The sequence below is a fragment of the Vibrio phycocola genome (genome assembly GCF_054404255.1).
The window spans coordinates 130,487-152,796 of record NZ_JBTAMQ010000005.1 but is presented as its reverse complement, the minus strand read 5'-3'; the positions used below and the strand labels follow the sequence as shown (position 1 = coordinate 152,796).

General features: G+C 41.9%; 25 protein-coding genes and 1 other RNA gene. 8 read left to right on the top strand and 18 right to left on the bottom strand.

Annotated features, from left to right (window positions below; genetic code table 11):
* Position 1: 1 nt before the first annotated feature.
* From ACXJY6_RS09420 to rsmI, 5 genes are all read right to left on the bottom strand, one after another.
* Complete coding sequence (locus ACXJY6_RS09420; protein WP_458768169.1) at positions 2 to 1,729, bottom strand: penicillin-binding transpeptidase domain-containing protein; 1,728 nt, start codon at positions 1,727 to 1,729, stop codon at positions 2 to 4.
* Positions 1,726 to 2,055 carry a cell division protein FtsL gene (gene ftsL / locus ACXJY6_RS09415; protein ID WP_456050578.1) on the bottom strand — a complete coding sequence of 110 codons (330 nt, stop codon included), beginning with the start codon at positions 2,053 to 2,055 and terminating at the stop codon, positions 1,726 to 1,728. The genes ACXJY6_RS09420 and ftsL overlap by 4 nt, the downstream gene beginning before the upstream one ends.
* Positions 2,055 to 3,005, bottom strand: a complete 951-nt coding sequence (gene rsmH, locus ACXJY6_RS09410; protein WP_458768168.1) for a 16S rRNA (cytosine(1402)-N(4))-methyltransferase RsmH — start codon at positions 3,003 to 3,005, stop codon at positions 2,055 to 2,057. The genes ftsL and rsmH overlap by 1 nt, the downstream gene beginning before the upstream one ends.
* A 182-nt stretch (positions 3,006 to 3,187) precedes the next feature.
* An RNA gene (rnpB, locus tag ACXJY6_RS09405) (RNase P RNA component class A) lies at positions 3,188 to 3,595 on the bottom strand.
* A 56-nt stretch (positions 3,596 to 3,651) separates the two neighbouring features.
* Positions 3,652 to 4,515 (bottom strand): 16S rRNA (cytidine(1402)-2'-O)-methyltransferase, encoded by an 864-nt coding sequence (gene rsmI / locus ACXJY6_RS09400; RefSeq protein WP_456050576.1) that lies wholly within the window; start codon positions 4,513 to 4,515, stop codon positions 3,652 to 3,654.
* A gap of 64 nt (positions 4,516 to 4,579) precedes the next feature.
* Here rsmI and ACXJY6_RS09395 point away from each other — a divergent pair, with 64 nt between their 5' ends.
* Genes ACXJY6_RS09395 through ACXJY6_RS09380 form a run of 4 tightly spaced genes read left to right on the top strand, consistent with a single transcriptional unit; the run spans position 4,580 to position 7,918 of the window.
* On the top strand, positions 4,580 to 6,397 hold the full coding sequence (locus ACXJY6_RS09395) for a penicillin-binding protein activator (RefSeq protein ID WP_456050575.1): 1,818 nt from the start codon (positions 4,580 to 4,582) through the stop codon (positions 6,395 to 6,397).
* The gene (locus ACXJY6_RS09390) at positions 6,384 to 6,752 is read left to right on the top strand and encodes a YraN family protein (RefSeq protein WP_456050574.1); all 369 of its coding nucleotides are present in this window, start codon (positions 6,384 to 6,386) and stop codon (positions 6,750 to 6,752) included. The genes ACXJY6_RS09395 and ACXJY6_RS09390 overlap by 14 nt, the downstream gene beginning before the upstream one ends.
* A 3-nt stretch (positions 6,753 to 6,755) precedes the next feature.
* Positions 6,756 to 7,346, top strand: a complete 591-nt coding sequence (locus ACXJY6_RS09385) for a phosphoheptose isomerase (protein ID WP_456050573.1) — start codon at positions 6,756 to 6,758, stop codon at positions 7,344 to 7,346.
* Between the two features lie 2 nt (positions 7,347 to 7,348).
* The gene (locus ACXJY6_RS09380; protein WP_458768167.1) at positions 7,349 to 7,918 is read left to right on the top strand and encodes a BON domain-containing protein; all 570 of its coding nucleotides are present in this window, start codon (positions 7,349 to 7,351) and stop codon (positions 7,916 to 7,918) included.
* Between the two features lie 90 nt (positions 7,919 to 8,008).
* Here the strand turns inward: ACXJY6_RS09380 and sspB are convergent, their stop codons facing one another.
* The 8 genes from sspB to zapE form a co-directional block, all read right to left on the bottom strand.
* Positions 8,009 to 8,482 (bottom strand): ClpXP protease specificity-enhancing factor, encoded by a 474-nt coding sequence (gene sspB / locus ACXJY6_RS09375; RefSeq protein WP_456050571.1) that lies wholly within the window; start codon positions 8,480 to 8,482, stop codon positions 8,009 to 8,011.
* 17 nt (positions 8,483 to 8,499) lie between these two features.
* Positions 8,500 to 9,135 (bottom strand): stringent starvation protein SspA, encoded by a 636-nt coding sequence (gene sspA / locus ACXJY6_RS09370; protein ID WP_456050570.1) that lies wholly within the window; start codon positions 9,133 to 9,135, stop codon positions 8,500 to 8,502.
* A gap of 97 nt (positions 9,136 to 9,232) precedes the next feature.
* Complete coding sequence (locus ACXJY6_RS09365) at positions 9,233 to 9,970, bottom strand: cytochrome c1 (RefSeq protein WP_456050569.1); 738 nt, start codon at positions 9,968 to 9,970, stop codon at positions 9,233 to 9,235.
* A complete protein-coding gene (locus ACXJY6_RS09360; protein ID WP_456050568.1) occupies positions 9,967 to 11,232 on the bottom strand; it encodes a cytochrome b in 1,266 nt (421 codons plus the stop codon). Before ACXJY6_RS09360 ends, ACXJY6_RS09365 begins: the two co-directional genes overlap by 4 nt.
* Positions 11,232 to 11,825 (bottom strand): ubiquinol-cytochrome c reductase iron-sulfur subunit, encoded by a 594-nt coding sequence (gene petA, locus ACXJY6_RS09355; RefSeq protein WP_458768166.1) that lies wholly within the window; start codon positions 11,823 to 11,825, stop codon positions 11,232 to 11,234. The genes ACXJY6_RS09360 and petA overlap by 1 nt, the downstream gene beginning before the upstream one ends.
* Positions 11,826 to 12,133: 308 nt before the next feature.
* Entirely contained in the window at positions 12,134 to 12,526 is a 393-nt protein-coding gene (rpsI, locus tag ACXJY6_RS09350; RefSeq protein ID WP_456050566.1) for a 30S ribosomal protein S9, read from the bottom strand.
* A gap of 15 nt (positions 12,527 to 12,541) precedes the next feature.
* Positions 12,542 to 12,970, bottom strand: coding sequence for a 50S ribosomal protein L13 (rplM, locus tag ACXJY6_RS09345; protein WP_456050565.1), 429 nt, complete (start codon positions 12,968 to 12,970; stop codon positions 12,542 to 12,544).
* A gap of 229 nt (positions 12,971 to 13,199) precedes the next feature.
* Positions 13,200 to 14,312, bottom strand: coding sequence for a cell division protein ZapE (gene zapE / locus ACXJY6_RS09340; protein ID WP_458768165.1), 1,113 nt, complete (start codon positions 14,310 to 14,312; stop codon positions 13,200 to 13,202).
* Between the two features lie 150 nt (positions 14,313 to 14,462).
* On the opposite strand from zapE, the gene zapG reads away from it, so the two are divergent.
* From zapG to degS, 3 genes are all read left to right on the top strand, one after another.
* Positions 14,463 to 14,900, top strand: coding sequence for a Z-ring associated protein ZapG (gene zapG / locus ACXJY6_RS09335; RefSeq protein WP_456050563.1), 438 nt, complete (start codon positions 14,463 to 14,465; stop codon positions 14,898 to 14,900).
* Positions 14,901 to 15,034: 134 nt separating this feature from the next.
* Positions 15,035 to 16,399, top strand: coding sequence for a DegQ family serine endoprotease (locus ACXJY6_RS09330; protein WP_456050562.1), 1,365 nt, complete (start codon positions 15,035 to 15,037; stop codon positions 16,397 to 16,399).
* A 140-nt stretch (positions 16,400 to 16,539) separates the two neighbouring features.
* Complete coding sequence (gene degS / locus ACXJY6_RS09325; RefSeq protein ID WP_456050561.1) at positions 16,540 to 17,601, top strand: outer membrane-stress sensor serine endopeptidase DegS; 1,062 nt, start codon at positions 16,540 to 16,542, stop codon at positions 17,599 to 17,601.
* Positions 17,602 to 17,690: 89 nt separating this feature from the next.
* On the opposite strand, the gene rplS is transcribed toward degS, so the two are convergent.
* From rplS to ffh, 5 genes are all read right to left on the bottom strand, one after another.
* The gene (gene rplS, locus ACXJY6_RS09320; protein WP_456050560.1) at positions 17,691 to 18,044 is read right to left on the bottom strand and encodes a 50S ribosomal protein L19; all 354 of its coding nucleotides are present in this window, start codon (positions 18,042 to 18,044) and stop codon (positions 17,691 to 17,693) included.
* 41 nt (positions 18,045 to 18,085) lie between these two features.
* Complete coding sequence (trmD, locus tag ACXJY6_RS09315; RefSeq protein WP_458768164.1) at positions 18,086 to 18,829, bottom strand: tRNA (guanosine(37)-N1)-methyltransferase TrmD; 744 nt, start codon at positions 18,827 to 18,829, stop codon at positions 18,086 to 18,088.
* A 26-nt stretch (positions 18,830 to 18,855) separates the two neighbouring features.
* The gene (gene rimM / locus ACXJY6_RS09310; RefSeq protein WP_456050558.1) at positions 18,856 to 19,386 is read right to left on the bottom strand and encodes a ribosome maturation factor RimM; all 531 of its coding nucleotides are present in this window, start codon (positions 19,384 to 19,386) and stop codon (positions 18,856 to 18,858) included.
* 45 nt (positions 19,387 to 19,431) lie between these two features.
* Positions 19,432 to 19,680, bottom strand: coding sequence for a 30S ribosomal protein S16 (gene rpsP / locus ACXJY6_RS09305; RefSeq protein WP_456050557.1), 249 nt, complete (start codon positions 19,678 to 19,680; stop codon positions 19,432 to 19,434).
* Positions 19,681 to 19,842: 162 nt separating this feature from the next.
* A complete protein-coding gene (gene ffh, locus ACXJY6_RS09300; protein WP_456050556.1) occupies positions 19,843 to 21,216 on the bottom strand; it encodes a signal recognition particle protein in 1,374 nt (457 codons plus the stop codon).
* Positions 21,217 to 21,435: 219 nt separating this feature from the next.
* Here ffh and ACXJY6_RS09295 point away from each other — a divergent pair, with 219 nt between their 5' ends.
* Positions 21,436 to 22,230, top strand: a complete 795-nt coding sequence (locus ACXJY6_RS09295) for a cytochrome C assembly family protein (protein ID WP_456050555.1) — start codon at positions 21,436 to 21,438, stop codon at positions 22,228 to 22,230.
* The last annotated feature ends 80 nt before the right edge of the window (positions 22,231 to 22,310 follow it).

Here is a 22,310-nt window from a genome sequence, read left to right as displayed (position 1 = left end):
ATTAATTGCTTGTATCAAGTGCGTCTGGGGCAATATTAAGAATTTGCAACGCACTTTTCATAATATCGGCAAAGACTGGACCGGCGACAACCCCACCATAGTATGCATCACCTTTTGGCTCATTCACCATAACCACCAATGACAAACGCGGATCAGTGACCGGAGCAATGCCAGCGGTATAAGCAAAGTATTCATCACTATACCCGCCCGCGATTGCCTTCCGTGATGTCCCTGTTTTTGCTGCAACACGGTATCCAGGAATGGCTGCCAGCGTTGCTGTTCCACCTTTTTGAGTCACTGTTTCCATAAAACCGATGACTTTACGAACATTCTCAGCATCTGCAACTCGATGACCCGCTTCTTGAGCATTACTATCTATAAGATGTATCGGCTGGTATAGACCGAGGTTACCCAAGGTTGCATACGCATGAGCCAGTTGGATTGGAGTAATCGACAACCCATAACCAAAAGCAAGTGTTGCGAGTTCAAATTTAGACCAGCGGCTTCGGCTTGGGAATATACCTGATGTTTCTCCGACCAAATTCAGTCCTGAAACTTCACCAAGACCAACAGAATTGTACATACCTAAAAGAGCTTGCACTGGCATTTGCAGCGCCAGTTTAGTTACACCGATATTGCTCGATTTCTGCAGTATTTTTTGTAGGCTAGCTTTACCTAAAGGAGAAGAGTCACGTACTCGGCTGCCCCCTATTTGTAGCAAGCCATTCCCGGTATCAATTAATGAATGTTCATTTGCGATACCATTTTCCATCGCGGCTAATACTACGAATGGTTTAACTGTCGAGCCAGGTTCAAATGCATCGGTGATAACACGATTGCGCATTTTGAACGTCTGCCAATCTGAACGATTATTGGGGTTGTATGAAGGGGCATTGACCATGGCAAGCACTTCGCCTGTTTTTACGTCAAGCATAACGGCAGACGCTGATGTCGCTCGATAATCGGCAACAGCCTGTTTTACAGCTTTATACGCAATGGCCTGAAGACGCTGATCAATGGTAAGTTGTAACGGTTTTCCTTCTTCTCGTTCTTCTAAGGAAATATTTTCAACAACACGACCAAAACGGTCCTTACGAATAACTTGCTTTCCAGATTCTCCAGTAAGCCACTTGTCGTAACTACGTTCAACCCCTTCAAGTCCTCGGTCATCGATACCAGTAACACCAATTAAATGTGCACTAACTTCCCCTGCTGGATAATAACGCCGAGATTCATCTTTAAGACCCACGCCTTTAATTTTTAATTCGTGAATATATTTCGACATCGCACTACTAACTTGACGTTTTAAGTAGATAAAACGACGAGATTTATTGGCTTTGATTTTTTCAATTAGCTCTTGTCGATCGAGCCGAAGCACATCAGCAAGCGCATACCAACGTGAGAGGTTTTCAAGTTGATTTTCTTTAAAAATAGTAACAGGGTCGGCCCAAACGGCTTCAACAGGAACGCTAACTGCTAGAGCTTCGCCATTTCGATCAGAAATAATACCGCGAGCAGAATTAAGCGTTTTCGCTCGAACAGAACGCAAATCGCCCTGATGAATCAAGTTATCGGGTTCAATGACCTGAATATAAGCTGCACGCCCAATCAAAAATGAAAAAGCAACAAACACGAAAACGAGGACGACATAAAAACGCCAATGAATAATAGCGGGTGTGCCTTGATCCTTATCTTGAATCTCTTTCTTACTTGGCTTTACTTTAGTCATTGTCGGTCAATAATCACTTCTTTATCGGGCTCAGGACGCTTCATTTCTAATTCTTTTTCAGCCAACACTTCGACACGACTATGTTCCGATAATGCTGTTTCCTCGAGCAATAAGTTTCGCCATTCGTTATCTAAATTTTCACGTTTAACCATTTCTTGCTCTTTAGCTGAAATCACCCCTCGAGTTTGGTGAGTAACAAATACAACCGACATTGCGCTAATAAAAATGACGACGGTTAATAACAGAGGAATGCGTCCAACCGTCAGCAGATCGTGAGCGATTATTTTAGCCAAATTATACTTGGCACGAGGGAGTCGAAACCACATTAGCGCTTTTCCGCAACTCTTAAAACTGAACTGCGTGAACGCGGATTAAGCTCTACTTCACTTGCACTCGGTTTAATCGCTTTGCTCATAGTTTTTAAATCTGCCTCTCCCAGAGCCCGAATCTGAGCTTCCGTCATAGGAATACCATGGGGAACTTGAGGTCCTTGACTCTCTTTTCGGATAAAGCGTTTTACCATTCTATCTTCCAAAGAATGAAAGCTAATCACCGAGAGGCGCCCCTGCGGAGCCAAAATGGATGCAGCTCCTTTCAGTGCTTTATCAATTTCTTCTAACTCACTATTGATGTAAATACGTAGCGCTTGAAATGAGCGAGTTGCCGGGTGTTTTTTCTCTTTAAAGTTTTTCGGTGCAGCGTCAGAAATTAATGCCGCTAATTGACCAGTACGAGTTAATGGTTCGTTTTCTTCGTTCTCACGATAAGCCACAATCGCTTTTGCAATACGCCGAGCATGTTTATCTTCACCAAACTCTCGAATAACCCAAGTGATATCATCAAGCTCTGCGGTACTCAACCATTCAGAGATCGGTATACCACTCGTTGGATCCATTCGCATATCTAGTGGGCCATCCTTCATAAAACTGAATCCACGTTCTGCGTCATCAAGTTGTGGTGAAGAAACCCCTAGATCAAATAAAACACCGTCTACTTTTCCAACTAAGCCTTGCTCTTCAGCATAGTCAGCAATTCCAGAGAATGCTCCATGAATAATGGTGAAACGTGGATCGTCAATTTTATTTGCTTCTTCAATAGCTTGAGGATCGCGATCGATGCTATACAAGCGTCCATGTTCCCCTAACTTGCTTAGAATTGTTCTACTGTGTCCACCACGACCAAAAGTACCATCAATATAAACACCATCAGGTTTGATCGCCAAACCATCAATAGATTCATTCAGTAATACTGAAACATGTTGAAATGTTGGATTCATAACGCTCTCATTACGGTTTAAACCTATTTTCTGGCGGATAATGTTAGAGGAATGATACAAAGTACGCTAGTAAATTACACGTCCCAAGCTCATTAATGACGTAAGTTTTGCCATTATGTCTCATCTAGAGGCAACTCAAAGCAAAAAACCCATCATAAGATAACTTATGATGGGTCTGTAATAGGTGGAGTTAACCTATAAGCCGGGTTTTGTTCCGTTATAAATAACGGTAGTAGCCATTCCTCTAGGCTAGCAATCGCTCACTAGCTCAAGCAACCTACCCGCTCCCTAATACGAGCCGCATTGTGTGGAAGCCTATTTGGTCTTGCTCCGGGTGGAGTTTACCCTGCTACGCACTGTTGCCAGACGCACGGTGTGCTCTTACCACACCCTTTCACCCTTACCTGTACATCACTTCCGAAAAAGTGGCCATCGGCGGTCTTCTCTCTGCTGCACTTGTCGTAGGCTTGCGCCTCCCAGGCGTTACCTGGCACCCTGCTCTACGGAGCCCGGACTTTCCTCCCCCTTATCAGTCTCCCAAACCCGTAAGTGAAGGACATCAATAAGGCAGCGACTACCCAGTCAACTCCAGGCGCGGATTGTATAGACAAAGCGATTCTCTGTCTAGGCAATATAACACAACCCATTAATCAAGATTCTCTAATCCCCATTTATAAAGCGCATTCTTTTTCAACGAATATATTTCAGCAACTGCTGACGCGGCTTTTTTCAAAGGTAAGTCGGCGACTAAAATGGTCAAAGCACGAATTGCTTCTGGTGGAATGGCATCAGTCACATCCTGGCGATAACCATGAATCAAAATCACCATCTCACCTTTTCGACGGTTTTCATCTTCTGCGATCCACGGAATCAGCTCTCCTAAAGGCAAACTATGAATTGTTTCAAATGTTTTGGTTAGCTCCCTCGCGAGCACAACTTGTCGGTCGGCGCCTAAAACTTCAAGCATGTCATTTAATGCATTCGTTATCCGATGTGGTGACTCATAAAAGATACAAGTTCGCTTGTCGGTCGCAATTTCGTGAATCTTATCTTTCCTTGCTTTGGTCTTTGGTGGTAAAAAGCCTTCAAAGCAAAAACGATCGGAAGGCAATCCGGAAGCACTTAATGCCGTCGTGACGGCACAAGCTCCTGGCAACGGGACAACCTTAACGCCAGCTTGACGACATTGATTGACAAGATGGTATCCTGGATCGCTAATAAGCGGTGTACCCGCATCCGAGACCAAGGCAATAGATTGTCCCGCGAGTAACCGCTCAACTAAACGCTGAGCTTTATCTTGCTCATTATGATCATGCAGTGGGAAAGTCTTGGTTAATATATTAAAATGCGCCAGCAGTCGGCCAGTATGGCGAGTGTCTTCCGCAGCGATTAAGTCGACACTAGAGAGAACCTCTACAGCTCTTTGCGTTATATCCCCCAAATTTCCGATAGGGGTTGGCACAATGAAGAGAGTTGGGTAATCTGATGTTGAATTTATTTTTTGTGTCATTTGTTTACCATTACGTGAAAGACTATTATTGAACCCATATTTGACTGGAATATTGAACAAGCTCATGGCTAAAACTAACCATTTGAAACGCAGTGTACCACGCCTTTTAACTCCAATTGCACTAGCAATTGTATTATCAGCATGCTCATCAGTATCACTAGAGAATACAATGTCTGGAGTGGATATTACTCAAGAACCCACTCTTTCTTCTGATGATTACATGTTAAAAGCCGAGACTAGCTTTGGGCAAAATCAAAGTAACTGGCTAATCATGGCACTAAAGGCGACCATCGATGAACAGCAAATTGGTAAAGCCAATCTACTTTTCTTTAAGTTAACAAACGAAGAACTCAATGACAGTCAACTGGCCGAGTGGCAGTTAGCTAGAGCTCGCCTCCTGATTGATCGTCAACAAAGTCTTGCGGCCCTCAAGCAACTTACTTTTGAATCAACGTGGGAGATTGACAGTTCCCAGTGGTTAAGATATTACGAAATTCGTTCAGAAATACTGATTGAGCTGGAACGTTGGACCGAAGCAACTCGTTCATTAATTCATGTATACCACCTGAGTGAAGAGCCTAAACGAGCAAAGCTTTCCGAACTTATTTGGGAAACAATTGGTCACTCTAATCAATCAGAGCTAGAGCAACTCGACATCTCTCCGGCGGAGCTACAATTAAATGGCTGGGTCGAGCTAGCGACGTACGTTAAAGCGAATAATGCCAATATTTCACACTTAAAAGAGCTTATCGAACAGTGGCTAATCGATAACCCTCATCATGCGGCAACACTCTACACTCCAGAGTCAATCGCATCGCTACTATCAATGCAATTTATAGTACCGAAAAACCCAGCACTATTACTGCCTCTCTCAGGTAAGTTTGCTAAGCAAGCAGAAATTATCCGAGAAGGGTTTATGTTTGCTCAAGCCAATGACGACAGCCCGAGTAAAATTACTGAATTAAAAATAATTGACACTCAAGAGCAAGATTTGTACTCCATTACAGACGATCTTGTTGCTAGCGAAATAGATTTCATTGTTGGTCCTCTTGTTAAAGACAATATTGTACAGTTAAAGCAAATAATGGCTCTACAATCAAAAGAAATACCCATGCTCGCTTTGAATATTCCAGCAGAAGTCGACCCAACAATGGGCACTTGTTACTTTGGGCTATCACCGCAACAAGAAGCGGATCAAACAGCAAAATATTTCGCAGCTCAAGAATATCAATTCCCAATGGTACTCGCTCCAGAAGGAAGCTATGGCCAACGTGTGGTTGAAGCATTCCAAAAAGAGTGGGCGAACCATAGTGAACACCCAGTTGCTGTAGGTTTTATCGAGTCTACAAACAAAATGCAGATTAATATTAATACTGCGATGGGATTACAAACAAGTCGCCAAAACATTGCCAAAATCCAGTCAATTTTGGGGCGTTCACTTGAGGGACAACCACGAAATCGTCGAGATATCGATGCTATTTATATTGCTGCTGATAACCGTCAGCTAACCTTGATTAAGCCCTTTATAGAGGTTGCAGTTAACCCAGAAGCACCACAACCTAAACTTTATGCCGGTTCTCGAAGTCATACTGCTGACAAACAATATGAAGATTTAAGTGGTGTTATATATAGCGACATTCCACTGTTAATTTCTCCTCAAGAAGAGATTAAAGCTCAGATGGATATTAATTGGCCAAATGCATCAAATGCAGAGACTCGTTTGCGCGCAATGGGAATGGATGCCTATGCCCTTCTCAATGAACTCCCACAAATGAAAACGGTAAGTGGCTACGAAATATCAGGCCAAACAGGGTTACTTACCATTGATGAACAATGCGTAATCCACCGCAATATTAGCTGGGCGGAGCATGGCGCAGGCTAACCAACGAAAAATTGGTGAACTCTACGAGCAAACCGCAGCTGATTTTTTAATTAGCCGCGGGGTCTCGTTAATTGAGAAGAACTTCACTTGCCGTAGTGGAGAGCTCGATTTAATTATGCAAGACCAGCAAACGATTATCTTCGTTGAAGTAAAATATCGGCATGATCATAAATATGGCCATGCAGCTGAAATGGTTACTCCTAGTAAAATGAAGAAGTTGATCAAAGCAGCACAACACTGGATGATGATGCAAGGTTACTCACCTTACAGCACAGACTTTCGTTTTGATGTCATTGCGATTCATAACCATGGCGCAGACATCAATTGGTATAAAAATGCGATAACTCAGGATTAAGAGATGCTCGAGAGCATTAAAGAAAGTTTTACCGAAAGTATTCAAATACAAATTGCCGCGGCAGAAGCACTCCCTGACGCGATTACTCATGCAGCCCAAGCAATGGTCAGTACCTTACTTAATGGCAACAAGATTTTATGCTGTGGTAATGGTGGTTCTTCTGCTAACGCACAGCAGTTTTCTTCCTGTTTGCTCAATCGCTTTGAAACCGAGCGGCCAAGCTTACCTGCGCTTGCTTTAACTGCAGATAATATTACTATGACAGCAGTCGCAAACGACTATCACTATCATGATATATTTTCAAAGCAGGTTCGTGCCTTTGGGCAATCTGGCGATATCCTCTTGGCAATATCAACAAGTGGAAACAGCCATAATATAATTAAAGCAATGGAAGCGGCAGTTACCCGCGATATGACTATCATTGCCTTAACAGGTAAAGATGGTGGGGAAATGGCTGGCCTTCTTGGAGAGGATGACGTTGAAATTCGCATTCCTTCCCAGCGCACCGCTCGCATTCATGAAGTTCACATGGTGACACTTCATTGTCTTTGCGATTTAATTGATCAAGTATTATTTCCAGCCCACGAAGAATGAAAATGAAAAATTTAACACTGTTAGTTACTCTATCTTTAGTTGTTATGCTGTCTGGATGTGTCGGTTTATTTGTAGCAGGCGCAGCAACGACCGTTAACATCGCCACAGACCCAAGAACGAGCCAAGAAATCTGGGATGATAATTATATCGAAGCAGAAGTGACTGGCTTAATCAAAAAACCACCATATCGAGGAAAGTCTCGTATTCTTTCTAGCTCGTTTCGTGGAACCGTTGTTTTAATGGGACAAATTGTTGATTCTTCGATGTTAGTAGCCTTAGAGGAAAACATTAAAAAGATCAAAGGCGTCGAACAAGTCCACGATCAAATAAGAGTTAAAACACCGTTAACAACACAAGAAATCGCTAACGACACGTGGATTACAACAAAGATAAAATCAGAAGTGTTGACTCACAAAGATCTAAACGGAGTCAAAATTAAGGTTATAACAGAAGACAAAGAAGTCTTTTTGTTTGGTTATGTATCTCGAGAGCATGCAAATATTGCAAGTGAAGTCGCGCGAAATATCGAAGGTGTAAAACAAGTTATCCTTGCTTTTCAATATGCCGACTAACGAAACTATTAAATTACTTTAGTCCATATAAATCACCCAATAAAAAACAGCGAATTATCGCTGTTTTTTTTGTTTATGATTCCCGATGCTTTACTTAATCACTCGCAAACTCGGTTTACCTTTCGTTCTTGGTGGCTCATCACCGCCTTCTTCATCTTCTGAGGGCGCTTCAGCGACCGACAAACTAGGTTCTTGAGTTTGTTCAGGTATGCTCTCTTCAACGGAGTCAGTCAAATAGGCATCTTCAGGTTCAAACATTGTACCTGCACCATTCTCTCGAGCATATATCGCTTGTACAGCATATATCGGTACTAGTACCGCATGTGGAGTACCACTAAAGCGAGCATTAAAACTCACTGAATCAATGCCTATATCTAGATTACCAACTGCTCGTGGTGCCACATTGAGAATAACTTGACCATCTTGGACAAATTCAAGTGGTACTCGCACTCCCTTCAATGTTGCATCCACAACGAGATGAGGTGTGAGATCATTCTCAACTAACCAATCATAAAACGCCCGTAACATGTAAGGGCGTCGAGGCGTCATATTTTCAATATCCATAGCCACTGAATCCTATATTAGCGAGCTAAACGCATCTCACGCTCAGATTCAGTCAATGATGCAAGGAATGAATCACGTTCAAATACACGGTTCATATAAACTTTTAGTTCTTTAGAACCAGCACCAACCAGATCGATACCCAATACAGGTAAGCGCCATAATAATGGTGCAAGATAACAATCAACTAAACTAAACTCTTCGCTCATGAAATATTCATATTCAGCAAAAATTGGAGCAAGTGTCAGCAGATCATTACGCAGTTTGTTACGTGCAGACTCAGCCTCTTCTGCATTACCTGAAGTAATCGTGTTCGCTAGGCTATACCAATTTCTTTCGATACGGTAAACCATAAGACGACTTTTACCACGGGCAACAGGGTAAACTGGCATTAATGGAGGGTGAGGAAAACGCTCATCTAAGTACTCCATGATAATTTTGGAGTCATATAAAGCAAGCTCACGGTCAACCAAAGTTGGCACCGACTTATATGGATTTAGCTCTATGAGTTCAGCAGGAAGATTAGAGTCATCAACAAGTTCAACCTCTACACTTACACCTTTCTCAGCTAGAACGATACGTACCTGATGACTGTATAAATCAGAGGCACTAGAAAAAAGAGTCATCACAGAACGTTTATTGGCAGCTACAGCCATTAGAGCCCTCCAGCATACTTACAAATGTAAACAATGGAGGCAAGCCTCCATTGTCAGATTTAATATTCACAAAAAATAACACGGAATATTAGCACATTTAGTGCACATCACGCCAATACTCTTTCTTGAGCAACACAACAACGATAGTGAAAATGAAGATAAAGCCCATAGCCCACCACCCCATTGATTGTCGTTCAAGTTTCATAGGCTCGGCGGAATACTCTAGGAAATTAACAAGGTCTCTAACCGCTATATCATATTCTGAAGCAGTAAGTTCCCCTGAACCATCCGATTCGATACCGACAATGTGCTGTACATCCTCTCCATCAACCTGAGTTGTTTCATATACAGGATAAGGAATCCCTTGCAAGCCCTCTAATACATGAGGCATACCTACACTAGGGAATACCGTATTATTGACACCAAATGGACGGCTAGGATCTACATAGAAAGAGCGTAGATAGGTATACACCCAATCAGTACCTCGAACACGAGCAACCAAAGTGAGATCAGGTGGCGCAGAACCGAACCATTTACTCGCATCTTCATCAGGAATCGCATTTTCCATTAATTGACCAATTTTAGCCGTTGGTTCAAATACTAGATTTTCCAACATGAGATCTTTTGGAATTCCTAAATCATTCGCAACACGTTCATAACGCTGGTACTGAGTTGAGTGACAACCGAAGCAGTAATTCATAAACAGTTTTGCGCCGTTTTGTAACGATGCTTTATCTGTTAAATCATTTTCTGCCGCATCCAAATGTACGCCAGAGCCTGCCGCAAAAACCATAGAAGGTAAAAGACCAAATAAAATTACAATCCATTTCTTCATTTGAAGTTAACCCTCTCTGGCAGTGGCTTGGTGGCTTCATTCTTACTGTAGAAGAACAGCAGCACAAAGAACATAAAATAACCTAAGCTAAAGATCTGAGCCATCAGTGTATAAACTGTCGTAGCAGGCAAAGTTCCCAATACACCTAACACTATAAAGCTGATTGTGAACTGTATGATATTAAACAAATGGAACTTGCTGCGGTAACGATATGAACGAACCTTACAACGGTCTAACCATGGTAATAGGAACAGCATGACAATAGATGCACCCATTGCAATCACTCCGAGCAACTTATCGGGGACAGCACGGAGAATGGCGTAGAATGGCGTAAAGTACCAAACGGGCGCAATATGTTCAGGTGTTTTCAATGGGTTAGCAGCCTCAAAGTTTGGCGGCTCAAGGAAGTATCCCCCCATCTCTGGATTGAAAAACAACACATAACAAAAGAAGAAGAAGAACCCGGCGATACCAACCATATCCTTCACTGTTCCATAAGGGTGGAACGGAATAGAGTCGATAATGTCGTATTTCCCACTATATTGCTCATGGAATTTAAACTGGGTTTTGTAATCTTCACCCATAGTGCCTTTCTTCAGTTTTGTTTCGATACCATCAGGGTTATTCGATCCAACTTCATGTAACGCTAGAATATGCAGTACAACTAAGAGGAGTAACACTATCGGTAATGCTATTACATGTAATGCGAAGAAACGGTTTAAAGTCGCGCCTGAAATAACATAGTCACCACGAATCCACAAAGTCAAATCATCACCAATGTATGGAATAGCTCCAAACAAGGAAATAATAACCTGTGCTCCCCAATAGGACATTTGTCCCCAAGGAAGTAGATACCCCATGAAGGCTTCAGCCATAAGAACCAAGAAGATCAGCATCCCAAATAACCACAATAACTCACGAGGCTTTTGGTAAGAACCATAGATCAATCCACGGTACATATGGAGGTAAACGACAACGAAAAATGCCGATGCACCAGTTGAATGCATGTAGCGCAGCAACCAACCGTAATCGACATCTCGCATAATATATTCGACAGAAGCAAATGCACCATCCCCTGATGGAACATAATTCATTGTTAACCAAATACCAGTAAGAATTTGATTAACCAAAACCAACATTGCTAGAGAACCAAATAGATACCAAAAGTTAAAGTTCTTTGGCATCGGATATTCAGATAAATGCTTTTTATACGCATTCATCGCTGGTAGGCGTTTTTCAACCCAATCTAATAGGACTTGCATTATGCCTCCCCATTTTCATCGATACCAATGACTATACGGGCATCACTTAAGAACATATATTTCGGAACAACCAAATTAAGCGGTGCTGGAACACCAGCGAAAACACGGCCGGCCATATCAAATTTTGAGCCATGACACGGACAAAAGAAGCCCGATGGCACACCTTCGACCTGCTCATTAAAAGAGCTCGGCAAATAAGTCGGAGAACACCCTAAGTGAGTACAAATCCCTACCGCGACAAAATATTCAGGTTTAATCGAGCGGTACTCATTTTGAGCGTATTCAGGCTGCTGCTCTTGTTCAGAGCTAGGATCCCTTAATTGAGAATCATGTGTCGCCAATCCATCTAAAATCGACTTAGGACGTCGAACGATCCAAACAGGCTTACCACGCCACTCCACGCGTAATAACTGCCCTTCTTCTACTTTACTTATATCCACTTCTACCGGAGCACCAGCAGCTTTCGCTTTGGCACTTGGGTTCCATGATTTTATAAAGGGTACAGCGACTGCTACTGCGCCTAAGCCACCAACGACAGCTGTCGATGCAGTTAGAAAACGCCTACGCCCCTTATTAATTGGTGCATTGCTCATCCAAAAACTCTCCCATCGGCTCTCTCTTCAAAAGTATAGACACTCTAAAAGTCGAACTCGGCTAACTAAACTGGAATTCGTTATATTTATTTTGTTGACGAGGATAAATAAAACCCTACTTTTTGACAAGGTAAAGCTACTTTTCTGTAACATTTATGCAGGAAATGTCACGTTCATAGCATTATAGAAATTTTGAGCAAAAAATAATTGAAAAATATGACGAATTATAAATACAAAAAAGCTCGACCAAGGTCGAGCTTTTGTAGCACATAGTAAGCAGCAATCTGCCCGATAATCTTGAAATAAGATTAACGTTTAGAGAACTGTGGACGACGACGTGCTTTACGTAAACCAACTTTCTTACGCTCAACTTTACGAGCATCACGAGTTACATAACCCGCAGAACGTAGAGTAGGACGTAGAGATTCGTCATATTCCATTAGAGCGCGTGTGATACCGTGACGGATCGCACCAGCTTGACCAGAAATACCACCACCTTTAACAGTGATGTATAGGTCTAGCTTTTCAACCATTTCAACTAGCTCTAGAGGCTGTTTAACAACCATACGAGAAGTTGGACGGCCAAAATACTCATCAAGAGTACGCTTATTGATTACGATGTTACCGCTGCCTGGTTTGATAAAAACACGCGCAGCTGAGCTTTTGCGACGGCCAGTGCCGTAGTATTGATTCTCTGCCATTTTCGAAATCCCCAATTAGATGTCTAGTACTGTTGGTTGTTGAGCAACATGGTTGTGCTCAGCACCAGCGTAAACTTTAAGCTTACGGTACATAGCACGGCCTAGAGGACCACGTGGTAGCATACCTTTAACCGCTAGCTCGATTACCATTTCAGGTTTGTAGTCAATTAACTTATTGAAAGAAGTTGACTTTAAACCACCAGGGAATTCAGTGTGACGGTAGTAAATCTTACCTTCACCTTTATTACCTGTAACAGTAATTTTCTCTGCGTTTACAACGATGATGTAATCACCAGTATCAACGTGAGGAGTATATTCAGCTTTATGTTTGCCACGTAGGCGAGATGCAATTTCACTTGCGAGACGGCCTAGAGTTTTTCCCTCTGCGTCTACAACATACCAGTCGCGTTTAACGGTTTCTGGTTTAGCAACGAAAGTTTTCATGCTAATAATAACCCATATAATTAAATTTACACTTAAGGAGCTAATGCTCCCACTGTCTAAGAGCCCGTACATCACCCCTTCGAGTGGTTGGCACTCTCGGCTATATTTCCAAAGAAATTAGCCTGCAGTAACGGTGGGTCGCAGGATTATAGAGAAGAGCGCAGAAAAAATCATCTTTTTTTTGACTTAAAGAAGCAAAAGAATAAAAAAACATCTCTCTTCCTTTTTATTATGTCAAATGAGCCTCTGACAAGTAATCTCTACTCTGCATTTCGGTCAACCTTGAGCAGCAACGCTTAAATTCAAACTCAAGTTGTCCAGAGGTATAAAGAGACTCTAGTTCAACTTCTGCTGAAATAATCAGTTTCACTTTACGCTCATAAAACTCATCAACCAATGCGATAAATCGGCGTGCAGCATCATCAAGACTTCTATCCATCTGCTTCACATCACTAAGTAAAACTGTATGGTAGACTTTTGACAGTTCAATGTAATCGTTTTGGCTTCTGGCTGTCTGACAAAGCTGTTCAAAATTAGCAAAAAGAACGCCATTAGATGCATTAATCACATCAACTTGACGATGATTAACATCAATAGATACTGATTGTTCTTGTGCCCAGGGGTGACCAACAAGTTGAGCAAAGTACTCCTGCAAATGCGCCATTGCCAGGTCATCATTTGGCGAGTGATAAATGTCAGCGTTTTCTAGAGTTCGTAGTCGATAATCGACACCACTATCGACATTGATTATTTGGCAGTTTTGTTCGATCAGTTTGATTGCTGGCATAAAGCGAGCTCGTTGTAATCCATTGCGGTATAATTCACTTGGAGGAATATTCGACGTCGCGACCAATATAACACCACGAGCAAATAGTGCTTCAAACAAAGTTCCAAGGATCATGGCATCGGTAATATCGGAGACATAGAATTCATCAAAACAGATAATATCAGCTTCAACTTTAAGACGATCTGCCACTATCAATAATGGGTCAGAAGTTTCTTCTAATTGAGCAAGTTCCTCATGAACACGATACATAAAGCGATGAAAGTGGATACGCATATTTTTTGAAGGCGTTAACGTATCAAAAAATGCATCCATCAGATACGTCTTGCCACGTCCAACACCTCCCCACATATAAAGACCTTTAGGCGGTGTTTTACTCTCTGCTTTTTTCCCAGTAATCCGCTCCAAAAACGTTGGTTTCTTTTGAGGCTCCTGTTCTAAAAATAAAGCATACTCTTGATACAAATGCTCGAGCGCATCGACAGCCATTGCTTGCGCACTGTCAGGTTTTATCGTATTTTTTTCAATATCATGAAGGTAACGTTGCTTTGGAGTCATAAAAATCATATAGAATGTGGTTGTGGTAAGAGTTAATTTTCAAATACCGAGTTTCACTTTATCGGTCTATAAACTCATAGTACCATGTCCAAACTGCATGTGTAACCAAGTGGTAAAACATATGTTAAATAACAACAGGAAGGAGAATTTATGCCTTGGATGTATGCCATTGTCGGGCTATTAGTTGGCTGTGTTGTCGGAGCGATCGTTTCCCGCATTACTGCTCCACAATACAAAAATCAGAAGTCGATACAAAAAGAACTAGATGCTTCAAAATTTGCTCTTGAACAACAACGCCAAGAACTAATGGATCATTTTTCTCAAACTGCAGGTATGCTAGATACCATTGGTAAAGACTATACAAAACTTTACCAACACCTCGCAAAAAGCTCTTCGGAACTGATTCCCAATATCCCTGAACAAGATAATCCATTTATCAAAACTATTGAGAAAAAGAATAAAGTAACGACAGAAACAGAAGTAAACGACAGTACGTCAACGGAAACGCAACCTAAAGACTATGCTAAAGGTTCTTCAGGATTATTAAAACCAGAGGATAAACCTTCTGTCACCGAAAAAGATTCGTAGAAAAAGAAATAACTAAATTATTTTCGTGAACTTTGTAAAGATTTTTGAGTCCTAAACTCCACAAACTATTGAGAGTTTATAATTACCCAGATAGTTGATACTAATCTGGGTTCTATTTTCATAGGAGTCATAGCATGAAAAAATCTTTACTCGCATTAACTACACTTTCTCTTTGTATTAGTTCTTTCGTCGCACCTCCAGCATCCGCAGTACTTCCTGTGACAGTCGATGGTCAACAACTTCCTAGCTTATCCCCAATGCTTCAGCAAGTCATGCCTGCTGTCGTGAGTATTGCAGTAGAAGGGACTCAAACAGCCCAGCGACAGGTCCCTGAACAATTTAGGTTTTTCTTTGGTCCTAACTTTCCAACCGAACAGTTACAACAACGTCCGTTTCATGCATTAGGCTCTGGTGTGATCATCGATGCGGAAAAAGGGTATGTTGTGACTAACTTTCATGTCATTAATAAAGCCGATAAAATCACCGTACAACTGCATGATGGGAAAGAATACCAAGCAGAGCTAGTTGGCGCAGATAAAATGTCTGATATCGCTTTGGTTAAGTTAGACAATGCAAAAAACCTCACCCAAGTATCAATAGCCGATTCAGATAAGCTGAATGTAGGTGATTTCACAGTCGCGATTGGTAACCCATTCGGTCTTGGACAAACCGTGACTTCAGGGATTGTTTCAGCATTGGGACGCAGTGGGCTTAATATAGAGAATTTCGAGAACTTTATTCAGACTGATGCCGCAATTAATAGTGGTAACTCTGGCGGTGCATTAGTTAACTTAAATGGTGAATTGATTGGTATTAACACTGCAATTTTAGGTCCCAGTGGTGGTAACGTTGGGATTGGCTTTGCGATTCCATCAAATATGATGAAAAACCTCACTGACCAAATTTTAGAATTTGGTGAAGTTAAACGAGGAATGCTTGGGGTTCAAGGAGGAGAAATTACTTCTGAACTTGCAGAAGCGATGGGGTATGAGTCCAATAAAGGCGCTTTCGTTAGTCAAGTAGTACCTGATAGCGCAGCCGATGAAGCAGGGCTGGAAGCCGGAGATATTATTGTTTCTATCAACGATAAGTCAATAAATACATTTGGCGAACTTCGAGCGAAAGTTGCGACACTCGGAGCAGGAAAAGAGGTGTCTCTAGGCGTACTGCGAGATGGCGAATCATTGAGTTTCGATATCACTCTTGGTGAACAAACTGATGTAAAAACGGAAGCCAAATCTCTTCATGAAGGGCTAACAGGTGCGGAACTCTCCAATACGAATTCGAATGACACAATACAAGGTGTCAAAGTCACTTCTGTTGCGAAAGGATCCTCAGCCGAAAGTTATCAATTAAAAGAAGGAGATATTATCGTTGGCGTCAATCGACATCGAGTCTCCAACATTGCACAACTTCGGTCTATTCTTGATCAAAATCCGTCTATTTTGGCACTGAATATTCAACGTGGCGAGCAGAGTATTTACCTTGTCGTTCGCTAAATAATTGATATTTATTAAACCTTACCGAGAAATGAGCTTATCTGTACGATAAGCTCATTTTCTATTTTGGTATCTAGTGCTAATCTAGCACTTAATTAATTATGTTAAGATAATCATTCGCTTCAATTGAGGATATCACTTTGAATTACTTACTTCGGTCTCTAGGGTTAGGGCTTATCGCAGCGCTTGTAGTTGTGATTAGCGTGCCAAGCCTGCGAAGCCAAGTTACGATTCCTCAGTTAACCAACCAACCCAAAGACATTGCTTCGCTGCAACTATCGTTTAATCAAGCAGTAAGTAAAGCCGCTCCTGCCGTAGTCAATATTTACAGTCGAAAATATACTGAAAGTGATCGAACAAAGCTTTCAACTCAGGGCCTAGGCTCTGGGGTTATTGTCAGTGAAAAAGGCTATATTGTGACTAACTACCATGTAGTAGCACAGGCTGATCAAATTATTGTCGCGCTGCAAGATGGTCGTATCGCCGCCGCTCAGGTTGTTGGGCAAGATCGTCGCACCGATATTGCCATTCTTCATATCGAAGGGAGTAATCTTCCTGTTATTCCCTTAAACCCACAATATTCTCCTCAAGTTGGTGATGTCGTGTTAGCAATAGGCAACCCTTATAATTTAGGGCAGACAACCACTTTTGGAATAATATCTGCAACAGGACGATCTTCAATTAGTGCTGATGGGCGTCAAGCTTTTATTCAAACTGATGCTGCGATTAACGAAGGTAATTCTGGCGGAGCATTAGTCAATACTCAAGGTGAACTCGTTGGTATCAATACTGCTTCCTTTCAACAAGCGACTGATTTAGAAACCTACGGTATTTCTTTTGCTATCCCTTATCTTCTCGCCAACAAGATCATGGAAAAAATCATCGCTGATGGTCGTGTTATTCGAGGCTATATTGGTATCGATGGGCAAGATATCAGTTCTCTAACATCTCGATTGCTAGGTGGAAAATATAATGGCGGGATTGTTGTATTGGGAATGGATCCCAATGGGCCAGCGTTTAAAGCTGGATTTAAAGTTCAGGACATTATTATTAAAATTGATGGACATGACATTATAGGACGTCAAAGTGTTATGGATTTAGTGACGGATCTTAGGCCGGGAATCACGGTTAACGTTATCGCACTCAGAGATGGACAAGAGATTACAATTCCAGTCACAATAGCCGAAGATACTCGAATTTAATGATAGCAACCGCGATATCATATAAAAGCAGATATAAAAAAACGGAGCCAATTGGCTCCGTTTTTACTTTGAGAACGCTTGTGAAAGCATTATTTTCTAGTAAGTTTCTCTTTAATACGAGCAGACTTACCTGAACGTTCACGTAGGTAGTACAACTTGGCACGACGTACTGCACCACGACGTTTAACTTCGATGCTATTCACTATTGGAGAGTGAGTTTGGAACGTACGCTCAACACCTTCACCATTCGAAATCTTACGTACGGTGAAAGCAGAGTGAAGACCACGGTTACGAATAGCGATTACAACACCTTCAAATGCCTGTAGACGCTCACGCTCACCTTCTTTTACCTTAACTTGAACAACCACAGTGTCACCTGGTGCAAATTTTGGTAGGTCTTGCTTCATTTGCTCTTCTTCAAGAGCCTTGATGATATTACTCATTTTTTAAATTCCTAGAATAAACTGATACTAAATAAAATTGGTTACTTCACTTTGAGTTCTTTTATAAACTCAGCAAGTAACGCTTCCTGTTCGTCAGTCAGAGCTAGGTTTTCCAGGAGTTCTGGTCTTCTTAGCCAGGTCCGGCCTAACGATTTCTTTAACCGCCATTGACGAATGTCCTGATGATTTCCGGATTTGAGTACCGCAGGCACTTCATTTCCATCCAAATTTTCAGGGCGTGTATAATGCGGACAATCAAGTAACCCATTCGCAAAAGAGTCTTCTTCTGCTGATGCGTAATCTCCCAACACCCCCGGAATAAACCGAACGGCTGAATCGACCAACGTCATCGCGGGTAACTCTCCACCTGTCATTACGAAATCACCAATCGACCATTCTTCGTCAACATGCGATTCGATTACACGCTCATCTATCCCTTCATAACGACCACAAATTAAAATCATATTTTCATTTGTCGCCAGCTCTTCAACACCTTGTTGATCAAGTTTTCGACCTTGAGGTGAAAGATAAATGACTTTCGTTTTTCCCGGTGCGGCCTCTTTTGCTGCTTGAATCGCATCCGTTAACGGTTGCACCATCATCAACATTCCCGGTCCACCACCGTAAGGCTTATCATCGACTGTTCGATGTTTATCGTGAGTGAAATCCCTAGGGTTCCAAACATTTATCGATAAAAGGCCTCGTTTTACCGCTTGACCTGTTACCCCAAAATCAGTAACAGAACGAAACATTTCCGGAAATAGGCTAATTACGCCAACCCACATATGTTATTACGCTCCGTTTGGGGAAACTAAAATCCAGGATCCCAGTCAACTTCGATCCGTTGAGCTTTGCGATCAATCGATATGATCACTTGCTCTTCAAGAAACGGGATTAATCGTTCCTTTTGACCGAAAGCATCTTTAAGATTTGCTTTCACTACAAGAACATCATTTGAGCCAGTTTCCAAAAGATCAGTGACCGTTCCTAGATCGTAACCTTTTGTTGTAAAAACTTGCATACCAAATAATTCACGCCAGTAGAACTCATCTTCTGACAATTCTGGTAGTGATACTGGGTTAATGGAGATCTCTAAGTTGGTATAGAGGCTGGTATTCTCTCGAACATCTAAACCCACTAATTTAGCCACCAAACCTTGGTTATGGCGCTTCCAACTCTCAACCTTACATTCGACCCACTCACCCTTTTGGTTAATAAACCAAGGGCTATAATCAAAAATACTTTCTTGATTGTCTGTGTAAGAGATAATTTTAAGCCAGCCACGTATGCCGTAAGAAGCTCCGAACTTCCCAACAACAATTTTTTCGCTCTGCTCACTCATTACTTATTCACCCTACTTAGACATTCGCAAATTTTAATTGCTAAATTAAGCCGCTTTTTGAGCGTCTTTAACTAGCTTAGCTACGCGATCAGATAGAGATGCGCCTTCACCAACCCAATGGTTAACGCGATCTAGATCTAAACGTAGACCTTCTTCTTGGCCAGTTGCTGTTGGGTTAAAGAAACCAACATTTTCAATGAAACGGCCAGTTGCAGCATTGCGGCTATCCGCAACTACAATTTGATAAAATGGACGCTTTTTAGCGCCGTGACGTGCCAAACGAATGGTTACCATATCGTCCTCTTTTGCTTTCTCAATAATAAAATTAACCCCAATAACTAATCAAAAAATCAGCTTGGGGTCTCGTGCCAAAATAAAGCCCCGGAATTTTACTCTTATTCCGGGGCAATGCAAGGGTTTTAACTATTTCAATAATAATGAATGGTTAGAAAGGGATTATCGACCGAATGGGTTGAACCCACCACCGCCTCCCATCATCCCTTGCATGTTACGCATCATTCCTTTCATGCCACCTTTTTGCATTTTCTTCATCATTTTTTGCATCTGGGTAAATTGCTTAATTAGGCGATTGACATCCTGTACTTGAGTACCTGAACCTGCGGCAATCCGCTTTTTGCGCGAACCTTTAATAACATCAGGACGTTGGCGTTCATGCATCGTCATAGAGGAAATAATGGCCTCCATCTGCTTAAACATTTTATCGTCTACTTTGTCTTTCATATTAGCGGGTAGATTTGACATTCCTGGAAGCTTATCCATCATGCCCATCATGCCGCCCATATTCTGCATTTGACCTAACTGCTCACGAAAATCTTCTAGGTCAAAGCCTTTTTTCTGTTTAAATTTCTTCGCCAGTTTCTCTGCTTTATCGTGATCAACATTACGCTGTAAATCTTCGATCAGAGAAAGTACATCGCCCATTCCCAAAATTCGAGATGCGACGCGATCTGGATGGAAAGGTTCCAATGCATCGGTTTTTTCACCAACACCTAAGAATTTAATCGGCTTACCAGTAACATGACGCACAGATAATGCCGCACCACCACGAGCATCACCATCCACTTTGGTTAAGATAACCCCTGTTAACGGAAGTGTATCGCCGAACGCTTTTGCTGTATTCGCAGCATCTTGACCTGTCATTGCATCAACGACAAATAGTGTTTCTACGGGAGTGATAGCTGCGTGGAGTTCTTTTATCTCCGCCATCATCTCTTCATCAATCGCTAACCGACCTGCCGTATCGACAATCAATACGTCATAGAACTTCTTCTTCGCATGGTCAACGGCGGCATTAGCAATATCGATTGGCTTTTGATCTGCAGAGGACTCGAAGAAGTCGACGCTAACATCTGCTGCCAGCATTTGAAGCTGTTTAATCGCTGCCGGACGATAAACATCGGCAGACACAACCAGAACTTTCTTCTTATCACGCTCTGTTAGCAACTTAGCGAGTTTACCAACACTTGTGGTTTTACCCGCACCTTGTAAACCAGCCATCAAAACAACGGCTGGTGGTTGAGCCGCTAGATCGAGCGCTTCATTGGACTCCCCCATAACAGCTTCAAGTTCTGTTTGAACTAGCTTTATGAATTCTTGCCCAGGAGTTAAAGACTTAGAAACTTCAACGCCAACCGCACCGGCTTTCACGCGCTGAATAAAATCACGAACCACTGGCAGTGCAACATCGGCCTCGAGTAGAGCCATGCGTACTTCGCGCAGTGTTTCTTTTATATTATCTTCGGTTAAACGACCTTTACCGCTAATATTTTTTAGCGTACCGGATAGTCGATCCGTTAAATTCTCAAACATACTTCTCTCTTCGCTATGAGGCGATCACTCGTTTAATTATACCTTAGCCTTCTATAGATATATACCCGAACCACTCTATGTTGCCAACCTTTCAACTTATGAAGTGACATTTCACGTCCATAACACAGCGATCAAACTATAAATCTCTTTGAATGATGATAGCTCTCGATAAGTTACCGATGTATAATGTCCTTTCTAATTCACCTATCAAAGAGAGATATGGACAAAGTCATTGCAATAGTAGCAGCGTTATTTTACAGCTTAGCTATTGCTACCATCATTCCAGGGCTAGTACACCAGACTGGAATTAAGGTAAAAGCCGTTTTCTTGAGCGCCATACTTGCGCTTATTTTTCATGGCTGGATTTTAGGCGACCTGATTTTCAACCATGGTGGCCAAAACCTAAGTATTCTTAATGTCGCCTCCTTGATCAGTTTCATTGTTTCTCTCGTGATGAGCTTGTCTATGGTAAAAGCTCGTCTTTGGTTTATGTTACCGGTTGTCTACAGTTTCTCCGCTATTAATATCGCTGCCGCCGCTTACCTGCCAGGAAGTTTTGTTACCCATTTAGAACATGATCCTTGGCTCTTATTTCATATTTCAATCGCACTATTTTCCTATTCAACTCTGACAATTGGTGCGCTTTATGCCTTGCAGTTAGCGTGGCTGGATTACAAACTTAAACAGAAAAAATCGTTGGCTATTAACCCTAACCTCCCACCTCTTCTTCTTGTGGAACGCCAACTATTCCGAATTATCTTAATTGGATACCTACTACTAACGGGAACTCTCGTCACTGGCTTTCTTTATCTCGAAGAGATGTTTGGTAGTGGTAATGCTCATAAAGGAGTACTTTCTTTTGTAGCATGGGTGGTGTATTCAGTGTTGTTATGGGGACATTACCATAAAGGATGGCGCGGTCGCACCGTCACTTGGTATGCCCTTGCAGGTGCTTGTATATTAACGCTTGCTTACTTTGGCAGTCGCTTTGTTAGAGAAATAATTCTCAGCTAAGCGTAGAGGTCTAAGTAAAGACTTGCAGGTTAACCATTGACAGCAACCCCAACTTAGGCGATAAATTAATCAAATAGTGT